Origin of the sequence: Halobacillus litoralis (assembly GCF_020171725.1) — a bacterium.
Classification (GTDB): Bacteria; Bacillota; Bacilli; order Bacillales; family Halobacillaceae; genus Halobacillus; species Halobacillus litoralis_F.
The window spans coordinates 23,406-44,348 of record NZ_JAIVAJ010000010.1; the positions used below are offsets into that span (position 1 = coordinate 23,406).

Annotated in this window: 24 protein-coding genes; 18 read left to right on the plus strand and 6 right to left on the minus strand. The window is 48.7% G+C overall.

The features are described 5' to 3' along the window. Positions 1 to 107: 107 nt before the first annotated feature. Complete coding sequence (locus tag LCM20_RS17640; RefSeq protein ID WP_225196809.1) at positions 108 to 1,016, plus strand: MBL fold metallo-hydrolase; 909 nt, start codon at positions 108 to 110, stop codon at positions 1,014 to 1,016. Beyond that, the gene (locus LCM20_RS17645) at positions 1,017 to 1,571 is read left to right on the plus strand and encodes a GNAT family N-acetyltransferase (RefSeq protein WP_225196810.1); all 555 of its coding nucleotides are present in this window, start codon (positions 1,017 to 1,019) and stop codon (positions 1,569 to 1,571) included. Positions 1,572 to 1,629: 58 nt separating this feature from the next. Here LCM20_RS17645 and ablB read toward each other — a convergent pair whose 3' ends face one another. Further along, complete coding sequence (ablB, locus tag LCM20_RS17650; RefSeq protein ID WP_225196811.1) at positions 1,630 to 2,430, minus strand: putative beta-lysine N-acetyltransferase; 801 nt, start codon at positions 2,428 to 2,430, stop codon at positions 1,630 to 1,632. 226 nt (positions 2,431 to 2,656) lie between these two features. Here ablB and LCM20_RS17655 point away from each other — a divergent pair, with 226 nt between their 5' ends. Beyond that, positions 2,657 to 3,691: a zinc-binding dehydrogenase gene (locus tag LCM20_RS17655; RefSeq protein WP_225196812.1), complete on the plus strand. Its 1,035-nt coding sequence runs from the start codon at positions 2,657 to 2,659 to the stop codon at positions 3,689 to 3,691. A gap of 91 nt (positions 3,692 to 3,782) precedes the next feature. On the opposite strand, the gene LCM20_RS17660 is transcribed toward LCM20_RS17655, so the two are convergent. Then, positions 3,783 to 4,706 (minus strand): oxidoreductase, encoded by a 924-nt coding sequence (locus LCM20_RS17660; RefSeq protein WP_225196813.1) that lies wholly within the window; start codon positions 4,704 to 4,706, stop codon positions 3,783 to 3,785. 146 nt (positions 4,707 to 4,852) lie between these two features. Here LCM20_RS17660 and LCM20_RS17665 point away from each other — a divergent pair, with 146 nt between their 5' ends. Continuing rightward, entirely contained in the window at positions 4,853 to 5,230 is a 378-nt protein-coding gene (locus LCM20_RS17665; protein WP_225196814.1) for a carbonic anhydrase, read from the plus strand. 167 nt (positions 5,231 to 5,397) lie between these two features. Here the strand turns inward: LCM20_RS17665 and LCM20_RS17670 are convergent, their stop codons facing one another. Further along, positions 5,398 to 5,925, minus strand: a complete 528-nt coding sequence (locus LCM20_RS17670; RefSeq protein ID WP_225196815.1) for an ArsR family transcriptional regulator — start codon at positions 5,923 to 5,925, stop codon at positions 5,398 to 5,400. A gap of 183 nt (positions 5,926 to 6,108) precedes the next feature. Between LCM20_RS17670 and LCM20_RS17675 the strand changes: the two genes are divergently transcribed. Continuing rightward, complete coding sequence (locus tag LCM20_RS17675; protein ID WP_225196816.1) at positions 6,109 to 7,350, plus strand: MFS transporter; 1,242 nt, start codon at positions 6,109 to 6,111, stop codon at positions 7,348 to 7,350. A gap of 51 nt (positions 7,351 to 7,401) precedes the next feature. Then, positions 7,402 to 8,520: an NAD(P)/FAD-dependent oxidoreductase gene (locus tag LCM20_RS17680; RefSeq protein WP_225196817.1), complete on the plus strand. Its 1,119-nt coding sequence runs from the start codon at positions 7,402 to 7,404 to the stop codon at positions 8,518 to 8,520. A 191-nt stretch (positions 8,521 to 8,711) separates the two neighbouring features. Here LCM20_RS17680 and LCM20_RS17685 read toward each other — a convergent pair whose 3' ends face one another. Then, complete coding sequence (locus tag LCM20_RS17685) at positions 8,712 to 9,125, minus strand: VOC family protein (protein ID WP_225196818.1); 414 nt, start codon at positions 9,123 to 9,125, stop codon at positions 8,712 to 8,714. A 103-nt stretch (positions 9,126 to 9,228) separates the two neighbouring features. Here LCM20_RS17685 and LCM20_RS17690 point away from each other — a divergent pair, with 103 nt between their 5' ends. The 3 genes from LCM20_RS17690 (at position 9,229) to LCM20_RS17700 (ending at position 10,403) form a co-directional block, all read left to right on the plus strand. Beyond that, the gene (locus LCM20_RS17690) at positions 9,229 to 9,738 is read left to right on the plus strand and encodes a hypothetical protein (protein WP_225196819.1); all 510 of its coding nucleotides are present in this window, start codon (positions 9,229 to 9,231) and stop codon (positions 9,736 to 9,738) included. A gap of 72 nt (positions 9,739 to 9,810) precedes the next feature. Further along, the gene (locus LCM20_RS17695; protein ID WP_225196820.1) at positions 9,811 to 10,050 is read left to right on the plus strand and encodes a hypothetical protein; all 240 of its coding nucleotides are present in this window, start codon (positions 9,811 to 9,813) and stop codon (positions 10,048 to 10,050) included. A gap of 113 nt (positions 10,051 to 10,163) precedes the next feature. Beyond that, the gene (locus LCM20_RS17700; RefSeq protein WP_225196821.1) at positions 10,164 to 10,403 is read left to right on the plus strand and encodes a hypothetical protein; all 240 of its coding nucleotides are present in this window, start codon (positions 10,164 to 10,166) and stop codon (positions 10,401 to 10,403) included. 75 nt (positions 10,404 to 10,478) lie between these two features. Here the strand turns inward: LCM20_RS17700 and LCM20_RS17705 are convergent, their stop codons facing one another. Further along, the gene (locus LCM20_RS17705; protein ID WP_225196822.1) at positions 10,479 to 11,141 is read right to left on the minus strand and encodes a type 1 glutamine amidotransferase domain-containing protein; all 663 of its coding nucleotides are present in this window, start codon (positions 11,139 to 11,141) and stop codon (positions 10,479 to 10,481) included. Positions 11,142 to 11,596: 455 nt separating this feature from the next. Between LCM20_RS17705 and LCM20_RS17710 the strand changes: the two genes are divergently transcribed. The 4 genes from LCM20_RS17710 (at position 11,597) to LCM20_RS17725 (ending at position 16,374) form a co-directional block, all read left to right on the plus strand. Then, entirely contained in the window at positions 11,597 to 11,929 is a 333-nt protein-coding gene (locus LCM20_RS17710) for an ArsR/SmtB family transcription factor (protein WP_225196823.1), read from the plus strand. A 17-nt stretch (positions 11,930 to 11,946) separates the two neighbouring features. Further along, the gene (locus LCM20_RS17715; RefSeq protein WP_225196824.1) at positions 11,947 to 14,037 is read left to right on the plus strand and encodes a heavy metal translocating P-type ATPase; all 2,091 of its coding nucleotides are present in this window, start codon (positions 11,947 to 11,949) and stop codon (positions 14,035 to 14,037) included. A gap of 92 nt (positions 14,038 to 14,129) precedes the next feature. Next, a complete protein-coding gene (locus LCM20_RS17720; protein ID WP_225196825.1) occupies positions 14,130 to 14,633 on the plus strand; it encodes a hypothetical protein in 504 nt (167 codons plus the stop codon). Positions 14,634 to 14,874: 241 nt separating this feature from the next. Then, positions 14,875 to 16,374, plus strand: coding sequence for a UDP-N-acetylmuramoyl-L-alanyl-D-glutamate--2,6-diaminopimelate ligase (locus LCM20_RS17725; protein WP_225196826.1), 1,500 nt, complete (start codon positions 14,875 to 14,877; stop codon positions 16,372 to 16,374). A 335-nt stretch (positions 16,375 to 16,709) separates the two neighbouring features. On the opposite strand, the gene LCM20_RS17730 is transcribed toward LCM20_RS17725, so the two are convergent. Then, a complete protein-coding gene (locus LCM20_RS17730) occupies positions 16,710 to 17,291 on the minus strand; it encodes an HD domain-containing protein (RefSeq protein ID WP_318247331.1) in 582 nt (193 codons plus the stop codon). A gap of 52 nt (positions 17,292 to 17,343) precedes the next feature. Between LCM20_RS17730 and LCM20_RS17735 the strand changes: the two genes are divergently transcribed. The 5 genes from LCM20_RS17735 to LCM20_RS17755 all read left to right on the plus strand — a co-directional run bounded on the left by LCM20_RS17735 (position 17,344) and on the right by LCM20_RS17755 (position 20,858). After that, complete coding sequence (locus LCM20_RS17735) at positions 17,344 to 18,168, plus strand: riboflavin kinase (protein WP_225196827.1); 825 nt, start codon at positions 17,344 to 17,346, stop codon at positions 18,166 to 18,168. Positions 18,169 to 18,189: 21 nt separating this feature from the next. After that, positions 18,190 to 18,438: a YuzB family protein gene (locus LCM20_RS17740; RefSeq protein WP_225196828.1), complete on the plus strand. Its 249-nt coding sequence runs from the start codon at positions 18,190 to 18,192 to the stop codon at positions 18,436 to 18,438. 15 nt (positions 18,439 to 18,453) lie between these two features. Next, the gene (locus tag LCM20_RS17745; protein ID WP_225196829.1) at positions 18,454 to 18,936 is read left to right on the plus strand and encodes a DUF1189 family protein; all 483 of its coding nucleotides are present in this window, start codon (positions 18,454 to 18,456) and stop codon (positions 18,934 to 18,936) included. Between the two features lie 100 nt (positions 18,937 to 19,036). After that, a complete protein-coding gene (locus tag LCM20_RS17750) occupies positions 19,037 to 19,861 on the plus strand; it encodes an aldo/keto reductase (RefSeq protein WP_225196830.1) in 825 nt (274 codons plus the stop codon). 58 nt (positions 19,862 to 19,919) lie between these two features. Next, positions 19,920 to 20,858 carry a nuclease-related domain-containing protein gene (locus LCM20_RS17755; RefSeq protein ID WP_225196831.1) on the plus strand — a complete coding sequence of 313 codons (939 nt, stop codon included), beginning with the start codon at positions 19,920 to 19,922 and terminating at the stop codon, positions 20,856 to 20,858. Positions 20,859 to 20,943 lie beyond the last annotated feature (85 nt).

Genomic DNA, 20,943 nt, shown 5'->3' on the forward strand with positions numbered 1-20,943 from the left:
AACTCCTCACCACCCATGATATTCACCCAGTTCCTTTTTGTTACTCCTTGAAAGCGCTATTTATTTATTAGAAAATTTAGTAAAATGGAAGAAAGGAGGAAATGGCTATGAGAGAAGTGCGAATCATTGACGGGTACGATATGGGATTTCCGGGACGGACGGGTACATATGTCTTGCAGGAAGAGAAGACGACGCTTGTAGAAACAGGTCCGAGTCCATCGGTACCTCATATCATAAAGGGTCTTCAGGAGCTGGGAATCGCTGCTGAAGATGTGGAACACATTGTATTGACTCACATCCATTTGGATCATGCAGGAGGCGCGGGACTTCTGTTGAAGGAATGTCCGAATGCCACGATTTACGTTCACGAGCGGGGTCTTCGTCACCTCGCAGATCCCTCAAGACTCGAGAAAGGTGCCAGGGCGGTGTACGGGGAGACATTTGACGACTTATTCGCTCCCATCCTTCCGATTCCTAAGGAGAAACTGGTTGCCGTGACAGAAGGAGATACATTATCGATTGGCGAGGATCGGATGCTGACCTTTTATGATACGCCTGGGCATGCCAAGCATCATCTAGCGATTCACGACTCAGCCACCAACGGTCTTTTTGTGGGGGACACAGCGGGGATCCAGTATCATCAGACCGAAGACTGCGGCGTCACCTTTTATTTGCCGACGACGTCTCCGAATCAATTCGATCCGGAGGCGATGCACCATTCGATCGACCGCTTTGAAAAGATGAAACCGGATTACCTGTTCTTCGGTCACTACGGAACCTGCGGCAAGCCGACTCTTGCGCTCGAGGAAGTGCGCCGTTGGATTCCTGTATTTGTTGATGAAGCGGAGCAGAGTGAAAGCATGGAAGAAGTAGAGGAGAATCTGTTCGAGCGCGTGTCCACTCATCTAAAGGATCTCGGCGTTCCGGATGGTCACCGTGTTTATCCGTTGCTGAAGCTCGATATGAAGGTCTGTGCCATGGGACTGGTCGATTATTTGAAAAGGAAGAACCGGTAGATGGGGCGAACAGACGAATTCCGCTTTAAAACGAAGGATCAGCGTTACGTCCTCATCCGTACCGCCGTGGCAGAGGATGCCGAACAGGTCCTCGACTTAACCAATGAGGTGATCCGCACATCTGCGTACCTTTTAACGACCGAGGAGGAATTTAAGTTGTCCGTCGAAACGGAGCGGGACTTGCTGGACAGTCTTCTCGTGTCTGAAGGAAGCCTTGCGCTTGTTGCAGAATGCGAGGGTGAGATTGCCGGATTCTTAGATTTTCACAACGGTCGGAAGAAGCGGAACAAGCATCAGGGAAGCTTCGGCATGAGCGTGCTTCCTGCATACAGAGGTCACGGGATCGGCAAAGCCCTCCTACAGCAATTGATGCACTGGGCAGAAGGGAGCCCGCTGATCGAGAAGGTGTCGCTCGAGGTCTTTTCCAAGAACAGACCTGCGATATCGCTGTACGAGAGGGAAGGCTTCATAGAGGAAGGGCGGAAGAGGGAAGCCGTGAAGCTTGGAGAAAGCTTGTACGATGACCTTCTCATCATGGCTCGTTCTACCAAATAAAAAAAGCAGGGAGAAACGAGTGGATCATTCCGTTTCTCCCTGCTTTTCTCATAAAATATTAGAGCTGCTTGTACCACATGTTCATGTCTTCAATTCCCGTGCCGATCATGCTGTTTTGGACGAGGCATCCTCCGAAGGAAAAGCCGTGTTGAGCGGCTACGATATTCATCCCCATCGAAATCGCCCTCGTATAGGTGAACATCGTCTGAACACCAAGCTCGTTCATTTTTCGTTCGAGCATCGGGTACTGCCTGGAAAGGAGTCCTTTTCCGCGGTGGTCAGGCGACGTTGCGCAGTCAGTGAATTCGGCCGCGTTAAAATCTGTGAATACATCAGCCGAGCAGGCGCTTACGAGTTCATCTCCGAAATAAATTAAGGAGAAGTACACGTCATCATCCATCATCTGCACAATATACTCAGGGTCATCGATCGGTGTCGGATACGTATCAAAAATCGTGCTGTAGAACGCTGCCATATCCTCTGCATGGGCTTTCGTTCCCCACACCATCTGATAGCCTTCAGGTAAAGGCTTAGAGCTTGGGGACGTAATGTTCATCTCCCTTACTTGGGTGATGACATTGTCAGGGTCGGGTTGATTTCGTTCTGCATCCAAAAACTTCGCGTACACCTTGGCATCTTCACCTTGGAAGAAGCCTTTGATTTCAGCCTCCATATGAAAGGAGAGGTCTTCAAGCGTCTGTTCATCACCAGCTCTTACGTAGGCAATCACTTTGTCACAGTTCTTATCTGCCGCAATTTCCTCCAGTTCATTCATTTGTTCCTCATTCATCTCTGCTGGCAGATCGTACAGCTTGATCCGTTGACTGATCGTTTCTACATGAAAATAATCTTTCTCCATAAGGGCTTTTGTGCTTAACACCATACTTTGCTCTCTCTCCTTAATTCAACATAATCATATCCTCACTTATTCTATACCACATAAAGCCTCTGTTCATAGGCAAATTGTTCGACATTATCTCTTATTTTTCTTAGACTGTAGGGTGTTTTGATGAAAGCAGAGAGTACAGAAAGCTTAAAAGGGTATACTTATGACAAAACGAGTCGAACGATGAGGAGGAAATATTATGAAAGCAGCACAAGTGATGGGGTATGGCGGCTTTGACCAACTTCAAGTCGTTGACGTCGACCAGCCAAAGCCGAAAGAAGGCGAAGTGTTAATACGCGTAAAAGCATGTGCTATCAATAATACAGAAATCTGGATGAGAGAAGGGGCCTATGGTGCGGGCGAAGAGTCCGGCTGGCGTCCGGAAGGCGTACAGTTTCCGCGTACACCAGGCTCGGATATTACGGGCGATATCGTCGAGGTCGGACAAGGCGTGGACGAGTCCCGAGTCGGAGAGCAGGTCGTCGTGTTTCCTTTCACTTCAACAGGAGAGCCTGGAGAAGAGCACATTTCGGACGATATGAGCTTTATCGGCTCTGAATATGATGGGGGATATGCCGAATACGTCGTCTGGCCGGCGGAGCTTTGCTATCCGATGGCGTTATCCTCTTATGAAGAGAGTGCCGTATTCTCTGTCAGTGGATTAACCGGCTGGCATATGGTCGAGCAATTGAACCTGAAACCGGGGCAGACGGTTATGGTCACAGGCGCGAACGGCGGTGTAGGGTCGCTCAACGTCCAGATTGCATCCCGCGTCTTCGGTGCCAACGTAATCGCCATCGTCGGAGACTTGGCGCTTCGGGACCGTATGAAAGAGCTCGGTGCGACACACGTCTTGTCCTACCGTTCTGATTCATTAGAGGAAGACATCCTGAAAGCGAATGGAGGACCGATTGATGCGGTTCTCGATGTAGTCGGTGACGCCTTGTTCGATATTTCCTTGAATGTATTGAAAAAAGGAGGCAGCTTCTGTACATCCGGATCCTCGGGTGGTCAGATTACAGAGCTTGATTTCAGAACGATGTACTTGAAGCACATTGCCCTGCTTGGATCGGTTCTTGGAACCCGTGAAGACTTCCGTAAGCTTATGGAAGCGGTACGTGAGGGGAAAGTGAAGCCGATTATTGATAAAACGTTCCCGCTGGATGAAGCGCAGGAAGCTCAGAAATATTTCAAAAATGGCAAGACGTTAGGTAAAGTTGTGATTTTACCTTAAACAGAAAAGATTCTGGATAACATAATGGAAAAAGGATCAGGCTTTGCTGCCTGATCCTTTTTGGTTTCGGTGGGTTATTTTTCAAACGCACTTAGATTGTAAATGTGACGCCTGTGAGTTCTTCTGAGCGTTTCCAAAGGATGTCTGCCTCGATGACATCGTAGGCTTTAGTGATGGGTTCAACAACGACTGGATCGCCTTTGAATTCCTGGAATCCGGAAGGGCCGAAGTATTCGCCTCCCTGCACGGATGGATCGGTCGCAGCGCGGATGCCGGGAAGGGCTCCGTTGAACGCATCTTGTGTCATGACGTTGAAGAGTGGTCCCACTACTTTAAACAGAAGCTTATCTTCAATATGACGCGTCAGGTTCGTCGTCGCTACCCCTGGGTGAGCGGCTACGGTTTTGACAGGAATGCCGGCATCGTTGAGCTTCCTCTGCAGTTCAAAAGTGAAGAGCAGGTTGGCGAGCTTGGATTGAGAATAGGACTTCATCGGCGTGTAGCCGCCATTTTCGAATAGTAAGTTGTCGAAGTCCATCTTGCCTTGGCGGTGGGCATTGCTGCTGATGTTCACGATGCGTGCACCAGCCGTCTTTTTGATCGTGTCGAAAAGAAGGCCCGTCAAGGCGAAATGCCCGAGGTGGTTGATGCCAAGCTGCTGCTCAAAGCCATCTTTCGTCTGACCATAAGGCGTCGTCATCACTCCGGCATTGTTTAATAGAATATCCAGACGGTCGTACTTTTGCTTGAAGGCATGGGCGAATTGATGGACAGATTCCAAGTCTCCGAGGTTCAGTTCCATCACTTCAATATCGGCTTCAGGCGTCTCTTTCGTCAGCTTCGCATGGGCTTCCTGCCCGCGCTCGATCGACCTCGAGGCGAGAATCACCTTAGCCCCTCTTTTGGCAAACACGTTGACAGCCTCATACCCGAGGCCTCCGTTTCCCCCTGTGACGATAATAACTTGTCCCTCTAATGATGGGATATCAATCAATGACCATTCACGTTGACTCACGCTAAACCATCCTCTCCAATTAAATCAATCTACTTCTATAGTACGGCTTTTTAGAATCATTTGTAAAAAGATGTGAATGGTTGAGTGTGCTGAACCTTGTTGGATTTATGGTAGAATAATCTTAAAAGTTAGAGGAGGAATGGAATATGTCAGAGTTTGTAACTTCAATCAACTGTATGGATGGACGAGTCCAGCTGCCTGTTATTCACTGGATGCAGGAGAAATATGACGTGCCTTACGTCGATATGATTACAGAAGCAGGACCGAACAAAGTGGTGCTTCAAGGAACAGAGGATCAGATCAAAGCGATCCAAGCCAAAGTTCAGGTTTCTGTTGATGCCCACGGATCGAAAACACTTGCGATCGTCGGTCACGAAGGCTGCGCTGGAAACCCAGTTCCTCGCGAGAAGAAGTGGGAAGAAATCAAAGAGGCCATCGAAGTCGTTAAAAGCTGGGACTACGGCATTGACGTCATCGGCCTTTATGTAAATGGCGATTGGGAAGTAGAAGTTGTACAAGAATAGATTGATGGAGAGACGCCTATGAATGGCGTCTTTTTATTTTCAGCGGGTCTCGAGAACACATGAGAAATTGACGAAAAAACGTGCAGAGAAGAAGTCTCAAGACTGTTTTGGCCTCATGACGAAGGCAAACGGTCCGGAGCCACTTGGTCTGCACGTTTTTTACGTTGTTAATCGTCTTTGAAAGAAAGCAGGTTAAAGGCGAAGGCCTCTTGTCCCGTCGACTCTTTCTCTCTTTTCTGGATCAGTTCCCTGATTTCCCCATGCAAGTCTTCCCATTCCTTGAGCGTCATATGAACACGATGATGACTCATACGGGCGCTGGAATGATCAGGGGCGGGATCGGACTCGAGGTCATTCTTTAAGACATCCAACCCTCGTTTGAATTCCATCATCGATTGCGTGAGCAGCAGGTCCCTGTTCTCTTTCGCAAATTCCCCTTCGAATGAGAAGTCCTCATCGGTTAAGTGACGGGATGTGTAATAGCTTTCCTTCAAGTTGCCGACCATCTCTTCCCGTTCAATTTGAAGCAGGCCTAAATTCATCAGTTTTTTGATCGGATAGTACAGGCGGGATGGCTTCTCATTTACGTGAGCGGCCATCTCTTTTACGGTCTTGGCGTCATCCTCCACGCTTTTCATCAGTGCATTTAATTTCGGATCGAACAACGCTTTTACCATTTCCGTGCTTTGGTTCACGATAACCACCTCTTGATCTCAGTATATCAAAATTCATTTCACCGCTCAAAAAAATTTTAACGATGAAACCCCTTGTGCAGAAAAGGATCAAGCCATTCGAATCATTTCCACCTCTTTACAAATGATAAAAGAACGTGTTTAATTTGTTTTATCGTTAAAATTAATTTTAATGGAGGGGTCGCATTGCTGGAACTTTTGAAAAATCCTGCTTATTTGAAGCTTTGGTGTGCACAGATTATTTCGGAGCTCGGGGATGGGATTACGTTTATCGTTGTCATGTTTCTCGTCTCCGAGCAATCCAGTCATCCTGCCGTATTCAGTTTCATCCTGATGGCAGGCTATCTTCCTCATTTGTTATTGGGTGTATGGGCAGGACCTGTCATCGATCGTTTTTCGAAAAAATGGATCATGGTCAGCTCTGATCTGTACAGGCTGCTCATTTTGCTGCTGATGATTCCGTTTCATGATTCAGTCGTCATGCTTGTGACGCTTACGTTCCTGCAGGGGATCGGCACGGTGTTCTTTGAACCAGCGAGAACAGCAGCCATCCCGACTATAATCGAAGAAGAACAGATTCCTAAAGCAGTGGGGCTCTCCCAATCGACCTTTACGACAATGAGAGTCCTCGCGCCGTCTATTGGAGGAGCTCTGTTGTTACTCGATCAAGTGTCCTGGGTGTTTGCAATCGATTCGGCTACATTTCTTGTCTCCGGAATTCTGCTTATGACAATCAAAATGAGTGGGACAGTTCATAAAGAAGGGGAGGAGAAAGATTCGTACTTGGAGTCCTTAAAGGGAGGCCTCCTTGAGGTGAAGCACAATATGTTTCTGAAAGGTATTCTGACACTGATGGTCGTGACGGCTTTCGTCATGAGTATTGTCGGCGCCACGATTTTCGATGTGATCTTAAACGTATTTGAGGTCCAGGAGCTGCACTTTGGCATGCTGGAGTCAACGGAAGGGGTGTTCGGAATCATCGGCGCGCTGCTCATTCCATATTTTATGAAAAAGATGAAGTCCAATCAGCTATTGCTTATTGTCATTGGAGCGACAGGCGTCATAACCATTGCGATCGCACCCGTTTACCACGTTCATCAGGTGATTCCGTTTGCGCCACTGTACATATGGATGGCTTTCGTCGGGTTGTCCAGCACATGCCTGAATGTGCCGCTGAACAGCTTCATCATGCAGGTGATCCCGAATGACGTGCTTGGCAGAGTCTCCGGTCTAATGAATACCCTGCTTAATGCAGGGTTTCTGGTGGGACTTACCTGCGGAGGAGGGCTGGCCTCTTTGGTGGGAGGGATCCCTACGGTCATAGCAGGTGGCAGTCTCCTTATCCTGGTGAGTTTGATTTTCCCATTTACGTCATATTACCAAGCCCTTCATATCGAGAAAGACCGCCAAGCGTTTGCCTCCGCTTAAAGCAACCATGTACAATAATGAGACAAACTATGTAGAAAAAAGGTGTTTTAAGTGGAAAAATATATCGTAGTCGGCGCCGGAATTCTCGGGGCTTCGACGGCTTATCATTTAGCAAAAGAAGGCGCAGAGGTGACGATTGTCGACCGGAACGATATCGGTCAGGCGACAGAAGCGGCCGCAGGGATTGTATGCCCTTGGCTCGCCCAGCGCCGCAATAAAAAATGGTACCGTCTCGTAAAGGGCGGTGCGAAATATTATCCAGAGCTGATCAGCGAATTGGAAGAAGCGGGCGAAACCGACACGGGCTACAAACGGGTCGGAGCCATCAGCCTGCAGCGTGACGAGGCGAAGCTTGAGAAAGCGATCGAACGCGTGACCAAGCGTAAAGAAGACGGCGCCCCTGAAATCGGCGACATCACGCGCTTGTCAGCGGAAGAAACGAAGAAGCGTTTCCCTGCCGTTGCGGAAGGGTACGAATCGATTCACGTCAGCGGAGCAGCACGTGTCAACGGACGGAAGCTCCGTGATGCCCTGCTGAGAACGGCAGAGAAGAACGGGGCTCATTTTATTCAAGGAAATGCCAGTCTGACGCATGATGGCAAGCATGTCACAGGCGCCCGAGTAAATTGCGAAACGTTGGAAGGACGGGTGCTCGTAACGGGTGGAGCTTGGTCGAAGGAATTGCTCACTCCGCTTGGGGTTGAATTCCTTGTCTCTCCACAGAAAGCCCAGATTGTTCACTTGGAGCTTCCGAACGAAAAGACAGAAGACTGGCCGGTCGTCATGCCGCCGAATAACCAGTATCTGCTCGCATTCGAAGGAGGACGTGTCGTCATCGGTGCCACGCACGAGCGTGAGGCCGGCTTCGATCCACGCCCGACAGCAGGCGGTCTCCATTATATTTTTGACAAGGCATTGGAGGTCTTTCCTGGATTGAAGGACAGCACGTTCGTCGAAACACGTGTCGGGTTCAGACCGTTCACGCCGGGCTCCCTGCCTGTGTTCGGGGCTGTTCCTGATGTGGAAGGACTGTATGTGGCAAACGGACTCGGCGCATCGGGACTTACCTCTGGCCCTTATCTAGGGGCAGAGCTTGCGCGTCTTGTCCTTGGAAAAGAAACCGAGCTCGACCCGGCAGAATTTGATGTGAATGAAGCCATCGGAGAATAAGTTGATGAAGCCACCGGCATAGCGCCGGTGGTTCTTTGATTAGGAGGAGGCTTTTCTGAAGGAACGACGATTGAATAGGAGAAGGAAGTTGCACTTCGCCGCTTCGGTGTGGCAAGGAAGGTCGCTCGGTTTCATTTTTTCGTATTCAAAAAGCCATCGGTAGAGCACCGGTGGCTTCGGATTGGAGACAATCACCCTTTGTAATCACAGTATTCGATGATTGTTCCTTCAGTATCTGCTGGGTTTAGATAGATCAGGCGGCGGCCGTGTTTGTTGGTGCGGCGGGACCATTCGAGTGTACGGATTCCTTGTTCGCCGAGCTCGGCAATGGCCTTGTCTAAATCATCGACTCGATAAGCAAGGTGGTGGACGCCTTTGCCCTTTTGTTTGATAAACCGGGCGATGGGTGAGGTGGTGTTGTTGGTCGGCATCAATAGTTCGAACCGGTCGCCGTCAATGTCGATGATGGCGATTTCGCTCTCGACGCCCTCTGCTTCACTTCGGTAACGGTCTATGAGTTCCCCTTCCAGAACGGTCGTATAAAATTGAATGCTCTCTTCTATGTTTCGCACGGCAATGCCGGTGTGGTCGAATATTTTTTTCATCTGCCTCATTCCTTTCTCACTGTATCATGCCATACTTTACCCTAGTGTTGAAAGGTAGAGAGATCAAGGCGATAATGGATGAAAAAGGAAGTGGGGGGGGCGTATGTCCGATTTATGGATTTGGCTTATGTTAGTTAGTTACTTGATCGTCGGATTAGTAGGGATGGTATGGCTGACAGATAAGGATGACAAATCAGTCGTAAGCTGGTCAGTGATGCTGAGTTATCATTTAGTCAATCTATTCTTCGTGCAATTCCTCATGACGATAGCACCTGATCAATCTTCAGGGAATGGAAATCCGCATATTCCTTATCTCCTGCTTTCGCTCGTGTTGTTCGTGTGGTTCTGCACGTGCGCCAGTATCGAGGCTTGGAAAAAATTAAGGGTCTTGGATTCCTGGTGGAAGATAGGCATCTTGCTTGTATCACTGCTGGGCAGCGGCGTGGGTCTCTTTTTGTTGCTTAATCTGATTGAAACAATCAGGAATCAATTGGATTACCCCTACACATGGTGGGCGGATATGCATTTCAACAGTCTTTACTTTAGTTTTCCCTCTTATTTGCTAGGTCTGTCTCTTGCTATCTTAGCAGCATCGCTCTTTTCATGGAAATAGGTCTTGTTATCTGGTCGTACATACAAGACCTCCTCCTATCAGCAACATAATCTGATAGGAGGAGGTGAAAAAATGGGGAACTGTCATTGGAATCAAACACTTGGACTTGCGCTGGCCTTTTTCGGGCTTTTTGCAGCACCAATTGGCCTTGCGGGTATGGTAATTGGAGCGCTCCTAGCCCCTGTGTCCGCGGCTCCGTTCATTACGAATATCTTAATTTCGGTCCTCGTTCTGGCGGTGATCTACCTCGTTTTGTACTTTGCCTTTCTGCGTCGGTATATTAGAGGAGTTTTCGGGAAGCACCATTCATAAAGTATTTTGAGCCTACTACAGTCTCTAGTAGAACAACCATTTTTGGATAATCTAGTTACCCGTACAAGATTTAAATTCCCTGCCACATATCCTAAAGGCAGGGGGTGAAAAATATGTTGAACGATCATTGGGGTTCACTGGGAGTAGGCCTTGCCTTCTTTGCACTGTTCCTTGTACCGATCGCCTTGGCAGGAGTTGCGGTTGCGGCTCTGTTTGCTGGTGGGCTACTAACTACAATTGTCCTGATTGTTGTGCTCGTCTTTGCGATCGTGTTCACGGTTGTGTACTTTGTCTTTCTGAACCGCTTCTTGGAGCTAGTTTTTTCATGTCATAGACACAAGAAACACTCCTAAGAAAAAAAGAGGCTGTTGAGGGAAGTTACTCAACAGACTAAAAAAGAGGACCTGTTTCCAGGTCCTCTTTCTGCTTTATTGATTCAGTTGTTTCGCGACTTCTTTCGCTACAACTTCTGTAGATTGTGGGTTTTGTCCTGTGATCAGATTACCGTCTACTTCGTAATGAGTAGCCCAGTTTTCGCCTGACTGAACCTCTGCGCCTAGTTCGTTCAGCTTGCTCTCAAGCAGGAACGGCATGTACGCATCGAGTTGTGTTTCGCGTTCTTCTGCGTCCGTAAAGGCACTTACACGTTTCCCTTTCACAAGTGGATCTCCGTTGGAAAGGGTCGCACCAACAAGACCTGCTGGACCGTGGCATACGGCTGCGACGATTTTATCGGATTCATAGAACTCGCGAAGTAGTTGTTGAAGTTTCTCGTTATCCGGCAAGTCGAACATCGTACCGTGACCGCCTGGCAGGAAGATGGCATCGTAATCTTCTGCAGATAAGTCGGTTATCGGTGTTGTATTTTCAAGATGCGGCTTGGTATCCAGAATTTCCTGCGGTTCATCTTCGCTTACACTGTTCGCATCAATCGGTACTTCTCCGCCTTGTGGACTTGCGACGGTCACCTCGTAACCTTGTTTATCGAATTCATTGTAAGCTTCACCGAACTCGGATAGCCATAGACCTGTTGTGAGTTCATCGTTGATTTTTTTATGATTGGTCAAAACCATGAGTACTTTCTTAGACATCTTCAAACACTCCTCCTTATTCAGCTTAGGAAATTATACAATTGGGACGTTGTGAATCACACTTGCCGGATAGTTGACGTCCGGCTCCAGCGCCCAGCTCCTCGCGATCGTAAAACCCACCCTGCGGAAGGAAAGTTCGCCTTCCTACGGGCGTTTTGCTTGGGCCTGCGGATGCAGGTCAGTTCGACGTTGCAACAGGACGTTGCGCTTTTAGTCGAACTTCCACTACTGGAGCTACCAGGGCGCTTGCGCCTTTGTTCTTAAAAAGCTACATCAGCATTGTAATCACTGTAATCAAGCATCAGCAAATCATCTGCTTATCTACCGAACACATTTCTTCATTTTCCCGATACAAAAAAGGGCTAAACCTTTCCGAAAATGCGTTGACAAAACTGGAGCAGGAACATACGATAAGTGTATATATGAATATATGTGCATATAAGGCGGTGGAGAGTATGGATAATGAATCAAAAGAAGAAAAGAAAACGAACGAAGTCGAACAATTAGATGAGGAAACGTTGTTTGTCGTTTCCCAGACATTCAAAGCATTGTCGGATCCGACGCGGATTCGTATTCTGCATTTGCTTTGTGAGCAGGAAATGTCGGTGAATCAAATCGCGGAAACGCTGGAGTTGAGGCAATCGACCGTTTCACACCAGCTCAGGTTCCTCAAGAATCTGCGCTTAGTGAAATACCGCAGAGCGGGAACGACACTATTTTATTCGAACGATGATGATCACGTCATCAATGTTCTGCAGCAGACGATCAATCACGCTCTTCACCATTAGGAGAGAGGGAGAATCCCATGAAGGAATACAAATTACAAGGTCTGTCTTGTGCGAACTGTGCGAGAGAAATGCAGACGGAAATGCAGAAGCTCGACAACGGGGAGAAGACAGAAATCAAATTTTCATCAAGTAAGCTGGTCGTAGAGGACGACGTCGATATGAAGTCGATCCGGAGAATTTTAAAAACGGACGGTGCTTCGCTTGTCGACGACGAGGAGCCATCATCGTGGCGTCCGGATATGAAGATGCTCGTCATCCTATCCGCTGCGATCTTCGCTATGACGTTCGTGCTTGCCCCCGTCGTATCAAACGGTGTCATCGTGGCGATGTACGTGGCGGCTATGGCGATCAGTGGTTATCAGACGTTTATCAAAGGCGCAAAGAACCTCGTCAAATTCAAGTTCAACATCGACACCTTGATGACGATTGCGCTTATCGGAGCGGTCGCCATCGGGGAATGGCGTGAGGCGACAATGGTCGCGATCCTGTTCGGGTTGAACGAATACCTCGAAGGTCTCGGTATGGAAAAAGCGAGAAGCTCAATGGAGAAGCTGCTGAATGTGGCGCCGAAGAAAGCGACCTTGCTGAAGGACGGAGCCGAGCAGGTCGTATCGATCGAATCGCTTCAGAAGGATGACATCGTCCTCGTCAAAGCAGGCGAGAAGATTCCATCCGACGGCATTGTCGTGGAAGGCGTCAGTTCAGTGAACGAAGCGGCAATTACGGGTGAGTCACTGCCTGTGGAAAAAAGTAGTGGAGAAGCGTTGTATGGTGGAAGCATCAACAATGAGGGACTGTTGAAAGTCCGCATTACGAAGCCTTATGAGGATTCGTCGTTAGCGAAGATTCTCCACCTTGTGGAAGAAGCGCAGGAGATGAAGACGCCGACGGAGCTGTTTATCAACCGCTTCGCGAAGTATTACACACCGCTGATCATGGTCGTTTCCATCCTTGTCATGATCATTCCGCCACTCGTGTTCGGAGCGGAATGGGGCGCCTCGTTCTATCAAGGACTCGCGGTTCTCATCGTAGGTTGTCCGTGTGCGTTAATTTTATCCTCCCCCATTGCGATCGTGTCGGGCATTACGAAGAACGCGCGGGCAGGCATTCTCGTAAAAGGCGGCGTTTTTTTAGAGAAGCTTGGGAAAGTGGACGCCATTGCGTTTGATAAGACGGGGACGCTGACAAAAGGCGAGCCGGCGGTTCATCAGACGAAGGTGTATGATGAGGCGCGGTTTTACGAAATTTCGGGGGCGATGGAGCGGCATTCGTCCCACCCGATTGCGAAAGCGGTGATGGCAGAGGTGGAACGTCGTTCGGTTCGGATGCTCGAGGCGGAGGATGTGCAGGCGGTTCCTGGTAAAGGGATGGCGGCTGTCATCGACGGCGCTTCGTATTATATGGGAAGTGAGAAGACGGTTCAGCATTTGTCGCTTTCAGATGAGCAGAAGGCGGATGTGGAAGAGATGCGACGTGCGGGTTACACGCTGGTGCTCGTATCGGATGAGGAGAATCTGCTTGGTTTGTACGGTGTGGCAGATGAAATCCGTGAAGAGAGTCGTACGTTGATCAAGCGCCTGCATGAAGCGGGCGTGAAGCAGACGATTATGCTGACAGGCGATCACCAGGCGACGGCGGATAAAGTGGCCGGTGAGATCGGGATGACGGATGTGTATGCCGGGCTTTTACCTGAAGAGAAAGTAGGCAGGGTGAAGCGACTGAAAGAGGGGCATACGCTGGCGATGGTCGGTGATGGTATCAATGATGCGCCGGCTCTTGCGACGGCTGACTTAGGCATTGCTATGGGAAAAGGGACGGACAGTGCGATTGAGACGGCTGATGTCGTTCTGATGCAGGATCACCTTGGCAGACTGCCTGATGCGATTCGGATTGCGAAGCGGGTGAACGCTGTTGTGAAGCTGAATATCGGGCTTGCGCTCGGGTTGAAGCTGATGGCCCTGCTTCTCACGATTCCGGGCTGGCTGACGCTCTGGGTCGCGATTCTCTCGGATATGGGAGCAACGATTCTCGTGACGCTGATCAGCTTGACGATTCTCATGGTCAAAGGCCAGAAGCCTGAAGCTGAACGTCCATTACGAACGGTTTAAGAAAACGCGCACTGGCATTTCTCCCAGTGCGTGTTTTTTGGATTGAACAAGAAGAGACTCGTTCTGTAAAATGGAGGGGGGAGAGGTGTGCAATGAATAAGAAATGGTTAGGGATCGTCATCATCGGGCTGTTTGTGACGTTGATGATCACGGTCGTTCTGGGAGAAGAATCACACGCCATACCTGGTCCTCATTCTCTGCCCGTCGTAGAAGAAAATCCGTATCCGCTGTCTCTCGTTTCGATTGAGCAAAAGGCTGCAACGATTAGGGACTCTGCGTCCGATGAGGAACTGCGCGGGCTTCGGTACATGATGACGTTTCATTCGGAGGACCGGATCGGTGCTTTTGAATATCAGGGTCTCAGGTTCTTGATTTATCCGAAAGGTGAATTAGAGTCCTATCTTGGACGTAAGGTGGAAAAGCAGAACTTGAGGCTGGTCGAGGAGACACCTGAAGGGTTCCTCTATAGACTGCACTTTGAATCGGTCTATACGACAGGGGATTACATAGAACGGTTTTTGAAAAAGGAGCCTGAATTTGAGGTTTACGTGAAGTTTCAGGGGCGTACATATCGTCTTTTGAATGGGGAAACGTGAGCTTAGGGATCTTACGTTTTTTATACCCCTAATCCTATTTATTCCATTTATAGGAGGCAATCGACCTGTTTTTTATCTTCTGAGTTTGGTTAGATAAAAGAGCGGGAAAATGAATGGATACCAATTCTCCGAACTAGTGGTAATATATATGTAACCTTCATAAAGTTTCATTATGGCGGGGTACATACTTTGATGTAGATTGGACGACGATAAAGACTATACAAAGAGTGAGGAAATGATAATGAAGATAAACTTTGAAACGTTACAACATATGAACCATACACATGTTTTGGGGCCTTCTGAACAAGAGGTCTACAGCCTTTCCTTTCATTCCAAACGAGTCGAGCCGAAGTCTGCGTTTTTCTCCATCAAAGGAGAAACATATGATGGTCACTTTTATATGGAAGAAGCTCTCGAAAGCGGTGCATCTGTTGTCATCGGGACCGAGGCCGAAATCTTGAAGGAAACAAGTATGAAAAACCCCGACAAAACCTTTATCGTTGTAGAAGATATTCGTTCTGCCATGGCAGCATTCTCTAAGCATTACTACGGTCGAATCGATGAACAGATGAAGATGATCGGCGTGACGGGTACGAACGGCAAGACGACCGTAGCGGCGTATGTCCGCTCGCTTTTGACTCTGCTTGGACTCCCGACGGGATCGATTGGAACGACTGGGATTTGGTCATCTTATGAGAAGCTTCCATATAAAAAGAGCACGCCGACGACTCCGGAATCTGCGGATCTACACCACATCTTCAACGATTTGTATGCGTTGGAGGACCGTGCAGCTGTGATGGAGGTTTCTTCGATCGCGCTCGATCAGAAGCGGGTGGAAGGCATTCAATTTGATGTCGCCATTCACACGAATTTTTCTGAAGAGCATTTAGAGTACCATCATACGATTGAACATTATAAAGCGTGTAAGATGCGGCTGTTCCAACAGGCGTCTGCTCAAGTCATCAATATCGATGATGACGGAATGGGGCAGGATTTGATTGAGGCTCACCATGAATCGATGCTTACGTATTCCATCAATGGACATCCGGAGGCTGATCTAAGAGCTGATGACATCGAAGTCATGGAAGAAGGTTCTTTCTTCAGATTGAGCTATCAAGGCTCCTCCTATGAGGTGTATGTGCCGGTCTATGGTACGTACAATGTCGCCAATGTATTGTCAGCTATCGGGACAGCTCTACACTTAGATTATTCATTGGAACATATCATCAAAGTGCTTCCTCATATGGAAGGACCCGAAGGACGCTTCCAAGTCATTCAAACACCTCTCAACCAAAAGGTGATTTTAGATTATGCCCACACTCCTGTGGCTCTGAATCGGCTTGTGGAAGAAGTGAAAAAGCTGAAATACAATCGTCTGATTGTCATGATTGCCGGAATTGGCATCCGTGACTTCAACAAAATGCCGAAGATGGCAGCGACGATTGACGGACAGGCGGATGACGTCGTGGTCACAGTCGATCACCCGGGTTACCATGACCCCCGCATTATCGTGGAGCAGGTGAAAACGGGCTTCCGAATGCCTGATGCAACGAACATCCACACGACGTTGACGCGTGAAGATGGCGTACGCCGTTCGTTAGAGCTGGGTAAGGAAAATGATATTATTCTGCTGACAAGTGGTTGTATCAACAACGCTCAGATTGTCAGAGGAGAAGAGATCCCTCATTCAGATGAAGATATTATAGAACGGTACTATCCGCCGGTTTTTGATAAAGTCTAGAGTCTTGTGCTCTAGACTTTTTTAGTGTGCATGGCGAGCCTGTTTTTTGATTAAGTGGACAGTGGGGTGGAAAATAACTCGCTTTCCGGCGGCCCAACAGGACGTTGGGTCGTTCGATGTTGCCACACGATGTGGCGGTTTTAGTTCGAACATCCTTATTCCTTGTAGCTGAGGATCTCGCCATTGTCCGTTTAATCCCGCTGGAGTCTCGTCATTTTCCACCCCACTGTATGATGAAAGGTATAAACAGGCCTGTATTATGAATTATCTCAGTAACGCCGTTCTTGAAACACCTGACGCTCGATCAATACTGTAAACTGTCCACATGAGACCAGTTAGAACGTCTGATATACGAGGGTTCGATAGGTTTCAAAAAAGGGCGGTGTGGTTGTGGTGTTCTTGTCCATGACCTCGGCGATCGATTGGTAGTACCATTTCTGTTTTTCATGCCCTGCGTTGAAATCGTTCCACAGTTCCTGTCCGTGTTTGTCCAATCCCTCTTTGATCGAGCGCAGGTTGTCGAGTTTATCGGCGACAATCAGGGCCTTAACGGGAAGAGGTGCTTCAAGGACAACATCGATGGTATGTTGTTTCCGCTCCTGCCACGTTTTTTGTTTATCTTCGGTATGTGCTGCTACGATTTCTGCCACTTCCTCTCCGAACGACGCTTCAATTTCCTCCATCGTAACGTCCGTGTCTTCGACGACATCGTGTAAGTATCCAGCACACACCACAGCCTCTGCAAAACCGGCTTCCTGAAGCTGATCGGCCACACGAATCGGATGGTGGACATAGTCTTCATCTGAGCTTTTTCTTTTTTGGCCTGAATGGGCTTTTATCGCGAAGTTTCTGGCTTTCTCAATCATCGAATCACTTCCAATCGTTTTAGTTGAAAAATGGATCAGTGGTTGCTTCAATGGACATGGTGTAAAATAAGGGTAGAACGATACGTTAAGGGAGAGGTTAGAGATGGAGACAATTGAAGTAACAGAGAACCTGCCACAATCCAAACGACCGGAGATCTTTGTACTGGGGGCATTCGACGGTGTCCATCTCGGTCATCAGCACCTGCTTGAATCCGCCCGTGCTTACGCAGAGGAAGGAATGGATACAGCAGTCTGCAGTCTTCCGTCTTCAAGTGGGCTCACATCTTATCAGGATCAAGTCCGCCTTCTGTCAGAACTTGGGGTGGACCGTTTTTACTATTGTACCAAACCTGTCGCCGTTCAAGAATTGATAAACAACGCACAGGTCTCGCGGCTTATTGTCGGTAAGTCGACAGCGGCTGAACTGCCGGAACTTGAAGTGCCGGTCACGGTCGTTGAAGATGCTGAACACCAAGGCGCACCGATTACGGGAAGCCGTATTCGTGAGCTTGTAGAAGCAGGGAAGATGGAGGCAGTGCAGTCGATGCTCGGCCGCCCATTCGAACTGACAGGTGTCGTGGAAAAAGGAGAACAGCTCGGCCGCCAGCTTGGTTTTCCGACGCTGAACCTCGGCGACATCAATGAATATGCCGAAGTAAAACCAGCCGTTTATCTCGGGACTGTGCAAGTGAAGCAGGCTTACTACTATACACTCATCAGTGCCGGATACCGTCCCGTCGTAAACGGAAGCTCTTATAAGGTAGAGGCTTACGTGATGGACTTTTCCGGTGATTTGTATGACCAGGAAGTATCCGTGAAGTTTCTCCGCCATCTGCGTGACGAGACCGATTTCCAAGGGTTGGACGTCCTTGTGGAGCAAATGAAAAAAGACGAACAATATGCACGCGAGATTTTAGGATTAGCTTAAGGTAGAAAGGAGTATGTTCGCATGGGGATTGTTGTTGTCGAAGTGTGTGATGGGAACCTGATCACAGAACTGGACATCGAAAGCATCATCGAGTCCGAATACCCTGAAGTGGCCGTACTCATGAACGAGTGCCTCTCTTTCTGTGGCATGTGCGCCGTCAGACCATACGCCATCGTCAATGGCTCACGCGTTTTCGGCAAAACACCGGAAGAAGCACTGGAGAAGATCCGCACGAAGATCGAAGAAGAACTCGCGTTTTACGCTGAATAAGAGGAGCACATGGGAATGATCGATTCATTATTGAACAGCTTCCGATTACCGAAAAAGGAAGCGATGTTCCACCTTAACCGCAAAGGCATCACGCATACGATCGGCTATTTGTTTCTGCTCTTAGCCATTCTGTTTTTACCGGATATGATCGCCACCATCATCCGGCTCGACTCTGATTTGACCGAGGTATCACGCGGTCTATACCTGGCTCAAGTCTTTGTCTTCTATCCGCTGTTGATCATTTTCCTGATCATTGTCGGGGTATCGATTTTCGCAGGAGCGGCGCTCGTCATGAAGAACCTGCTGCGCCGTAAACTCGCCTATCAGCAGTTGTGGAAGATGACCGCCTACGCTTCCACCATCCCGCTGATCTTGAGCGTCATTTTGAAAAATTTATTCGTACCGAACTCGATCAGTGCCATCCTGTTTTTCGGGATTTTCGGCTTCTTAATGTACAAAATGATCACGATCTATCCGAAAGCACCGACTCCTCGTTAACGGGAGAACGGTGCTTTTATATATGAGCAAAATACCGGCATTTGGAAGCGTGCTTGTGCTACGATTTGAATGTAATCCATTTAGAAAGGGAGTCTTAAATATGAAAACAAAATCGCTACATAACCAAGTAGAGATGCCTCAGCTTGGTTTCGGTGTATGGCAGGTCGAAGAAAATGAAGCTGTACCTGCTCTCAAAAAAGCATTCGAAACAGGATACCGCCACATCGACACAGCAGCCATCTACGGCAACGAAAAACAAGTCGGTGAAGCCATTAAGCAGAGCGGACTGGGCCGTGATGAAATCTTCATTACGACAAAAGTGTGGAACACGGACCAAGGCTATGACAACACGATCAAAGCGATGGAAACAAGCCTGGACAAGCTTGGCCTCGATTACGTCGACCTTTACCTGATCCACTGGCCGACTCCTGAGTACGACGATTATGTGGAAACCTACAAGGCGCTTGAACAGCTGCAGAAAGACGGCAAAACAAAAGCGATCGGCGTATGTAACTTTGACGTCGAGCACTTGGAGCGCTTGATGGACGAGTGTGACGTGAAACCGGCTGTTAACCAAGTCGAGTGCCACCCATACCTTGCACAAAACGAACTGAAAGAATTCTGCCGCAAGCACGGCATTCACTTAGAAGCATGGAGCCCGCTCATGCAAGGTGGCGAAGTACTGAAGGACGACGTCGTGACATCCATCGCGGACAAGCACGGCAAGACCCCAGCACAAGTCGTCATCCGCTGGCACCTGCAAAGCGAATCCATCGTCATTCCGAAGTCCGTAACCCCTCACCGCATCGAGGAAAACTTTGACGTCTTCGACTTTGAGCTTTCAACAGAAGACATGGATCAAATCAACAAACTCGACCGCGGCGAACGCAAAGGACCGAAACCTTCAGAAATGAACGTACGATAAATAGAAGCGCGGCTGACTGCAGAAAGTCAGCCGCCTTTTTAAAAAAAGGAATGATACGATGATTGTGAAAGAACTCGATTCCTCCATCAACTTTCTGTCCCACGAGTACCTCCTGTCCCGCATCCCACCCGATCACCCTGAAGCCCCTCTGATCGAAGAAAACTTCAGCCACCATCAAGCCGGGTTCCACGGCGAATCCTCCATTCCGTTCCACCTCCAATATATCGAAGACCACCACCTCACCCTATATAACCTCAGGCTCCCTGATGCCGTGGCCCACTTCCAAATCGACACCCTCCTCCTTTTTCCAAAGTATGCATTAATTCTTGAAGTGAAAAATCGAACAGGCCAAATCACCATCGACCGAACATCCAAACAAATGAAAATCATAAAAGAAGACGGCACCTCAGTCGGCGATACATGTCCCGTCGAACAAACAGAACGCCAGGCGCGGCTGTTGAAAAAGTGGCTCAAGGACTACGGCTTGGAAATGCCCGTCTACCATCTCGTCGTCATGGCGAATAAGCGGTGCACGCTGGAATTCGTCGTTCCGGAACCCCTGGTCATCCGCGCCACCTCGCTCTATAACACCATTCAAAACATCAACCCCGGCGGCCCTGGATTGAAAAAAGATCAGCTGACCCGTCTCGCGTACGCGCTGAAGGAAGCCCACCGTGATCTGATACCGAACGTGATGAAGCGGTTCGGTGTGAAGAGAAGGGAGTTGATCAACGGAGTGCGGTGCCCGGGGTGTGGGCGTTATTATATGCGGAGGGAACGGTACAAATGGTGTTGTAAGTATTGTAATCATGAAAGTAAATCTGCACACGAACGAGCGTTGAAGGAGTATGCATACTTGATATCGCCATTCATCACGACAAATGAGGACATGAAATACTTGAAGATCAGCTCTCGGCATGTTGCGCGAAGGTTATTGCTGAAGTTTTCCCTTGGTGTTGTGAAAAAGGGCAATTCTACAAAGTACCAGCTGCGCTGAGAGAGGGAGTCGCGCCCGGAGTGGGGAAACCGCGCCCGGGGAGAGAAAGTCGCGCCCGGGGAGAGTAAGTCGCGCCCGGGGAGAG

Coding starts and splice junctions, on each gene's coding strand:
- LCM20_RS17685 (WP_225196818.1), bottom strand. CDS start 9,125: ATGAAAAAAATATTCGACCACACCGGCATTGCCGTGCGAAACATAGAA.
- LCM20_RS17720 (WP_225196825.1), top strand. CDS start 14,130: ATGAATAAGAAATGGTTAGGGATCGTCATCATCGGGCTGTTTGTGACG.
- LCM20_RS17655 (WP_225196812.1), top strand. CDS start 2,657: ATGAAAGCAGCACAAGTGATGGGGTATGGCGGCTTTGACCAACTTCAA.
- LCM20_RS17740 (WP_225196828.1), top strand. CDS start 18,190: ATGGGGATTGTTGTTGTCGAAGTGTGTGATGGGAACCTGATCACAGAA.
- LCM20_RS17640 (WP_225196809.1), top strand. CDS start 108: ATGAGAGAAGTGCGAATCATTGACGGGTACGATATGGGATTTCCGGGA.
- LCM20_RS17695 (WP_225196820.1), top strand. CDS start 9,811: ATGGGGAACTGTCATTGGAATCAAACACTTGGACTTGCGCTGGCCTTT.
- LCM20_RS17750 (WP_225196830.1), top strand. CDS start 19,037: ATGAAAACAAAATCGCTACATAACCAAGTAGAGATGCCTCAGCTTGGT.
- LCM20_RS17745 (WP_225196829.1), top strand. CDS start 18,454: ATGATCGATTCATTATTGAACAGCTTCCGATTACCGAAAAAGGAAGCG.
- LCM20_RS17645 (WP_225196810.1), top strand. CDS start 1,017: ATGGGGCGAACAGACGAATTCCGCTTTAAAACGAAGGATCAGCGTTAC.
- ablB (WP_225196811.1), bottom strand. CDS start 2,430: ATGGAGAAAGATTATTTTCATGTAGAAACGATCAGTCAACGGATCAAG.
- LCM20_RS17705 (WP_225196822.1), bottom strand. CDS start 11,141: ATGTCTAAGAAAGTACTCATGGTTTTGACCAATCATAAAAAAATCAAC.
- LCM20_RS17690 (WP_225196819.1), top strand. CDS start 9,229: ATGTCCGATTTATGGATTTGGCTTATGTTAGTTAGTTACTTGATCGTC.
- LCM20_RS17665 (WP_225196814.1), top strand. CDS start 4,853: ATGTCAGAGTTTGTAACTTCAATCAACTGTATGGATGGACGAGTCCAG.
- LCM20_RS17700 (WP_225196821.1), top strand. CDS start 10,164: ATGTTGAACGATCATTGGGGTTCACTGGGAGTAGGCCTTGCCTTCTTT.
- LCM20_RS17710 (WP_225196823.1), top strand. CDS start 11,597: ATGGATAATGAATCAAAAGAAGAAAAGAAAACGAACGAAGTCGAACAA.
- LCM20_RS17755 (WP_225196831.1), top strand. CDS start 19,920: ATGATTGTGAAAGAACTCGATTCCTCCATCAACTTTCTGTCCCACGAG.
- LCM20_RS17725 (WP_225196826.1), top strand. CDS start 14,875: ATGAAGATAAACTTTGAAACGTTACAACATATGAACCATACACATGTT.
- LCM20_RS17735 (WP_225196827.1), top strand. CDS start 17,344: ATGGAGACAATTGAAGTAACAGAGAACCTGCCACAATCCAAACGACCG.
- LCM20_RS17715 (WP_225196824.1), top strand. CDS start 11,947: ATGAAGGAATACAAATTACAAGGTCTGTCTTGTGCGAACTGTGCGAGA.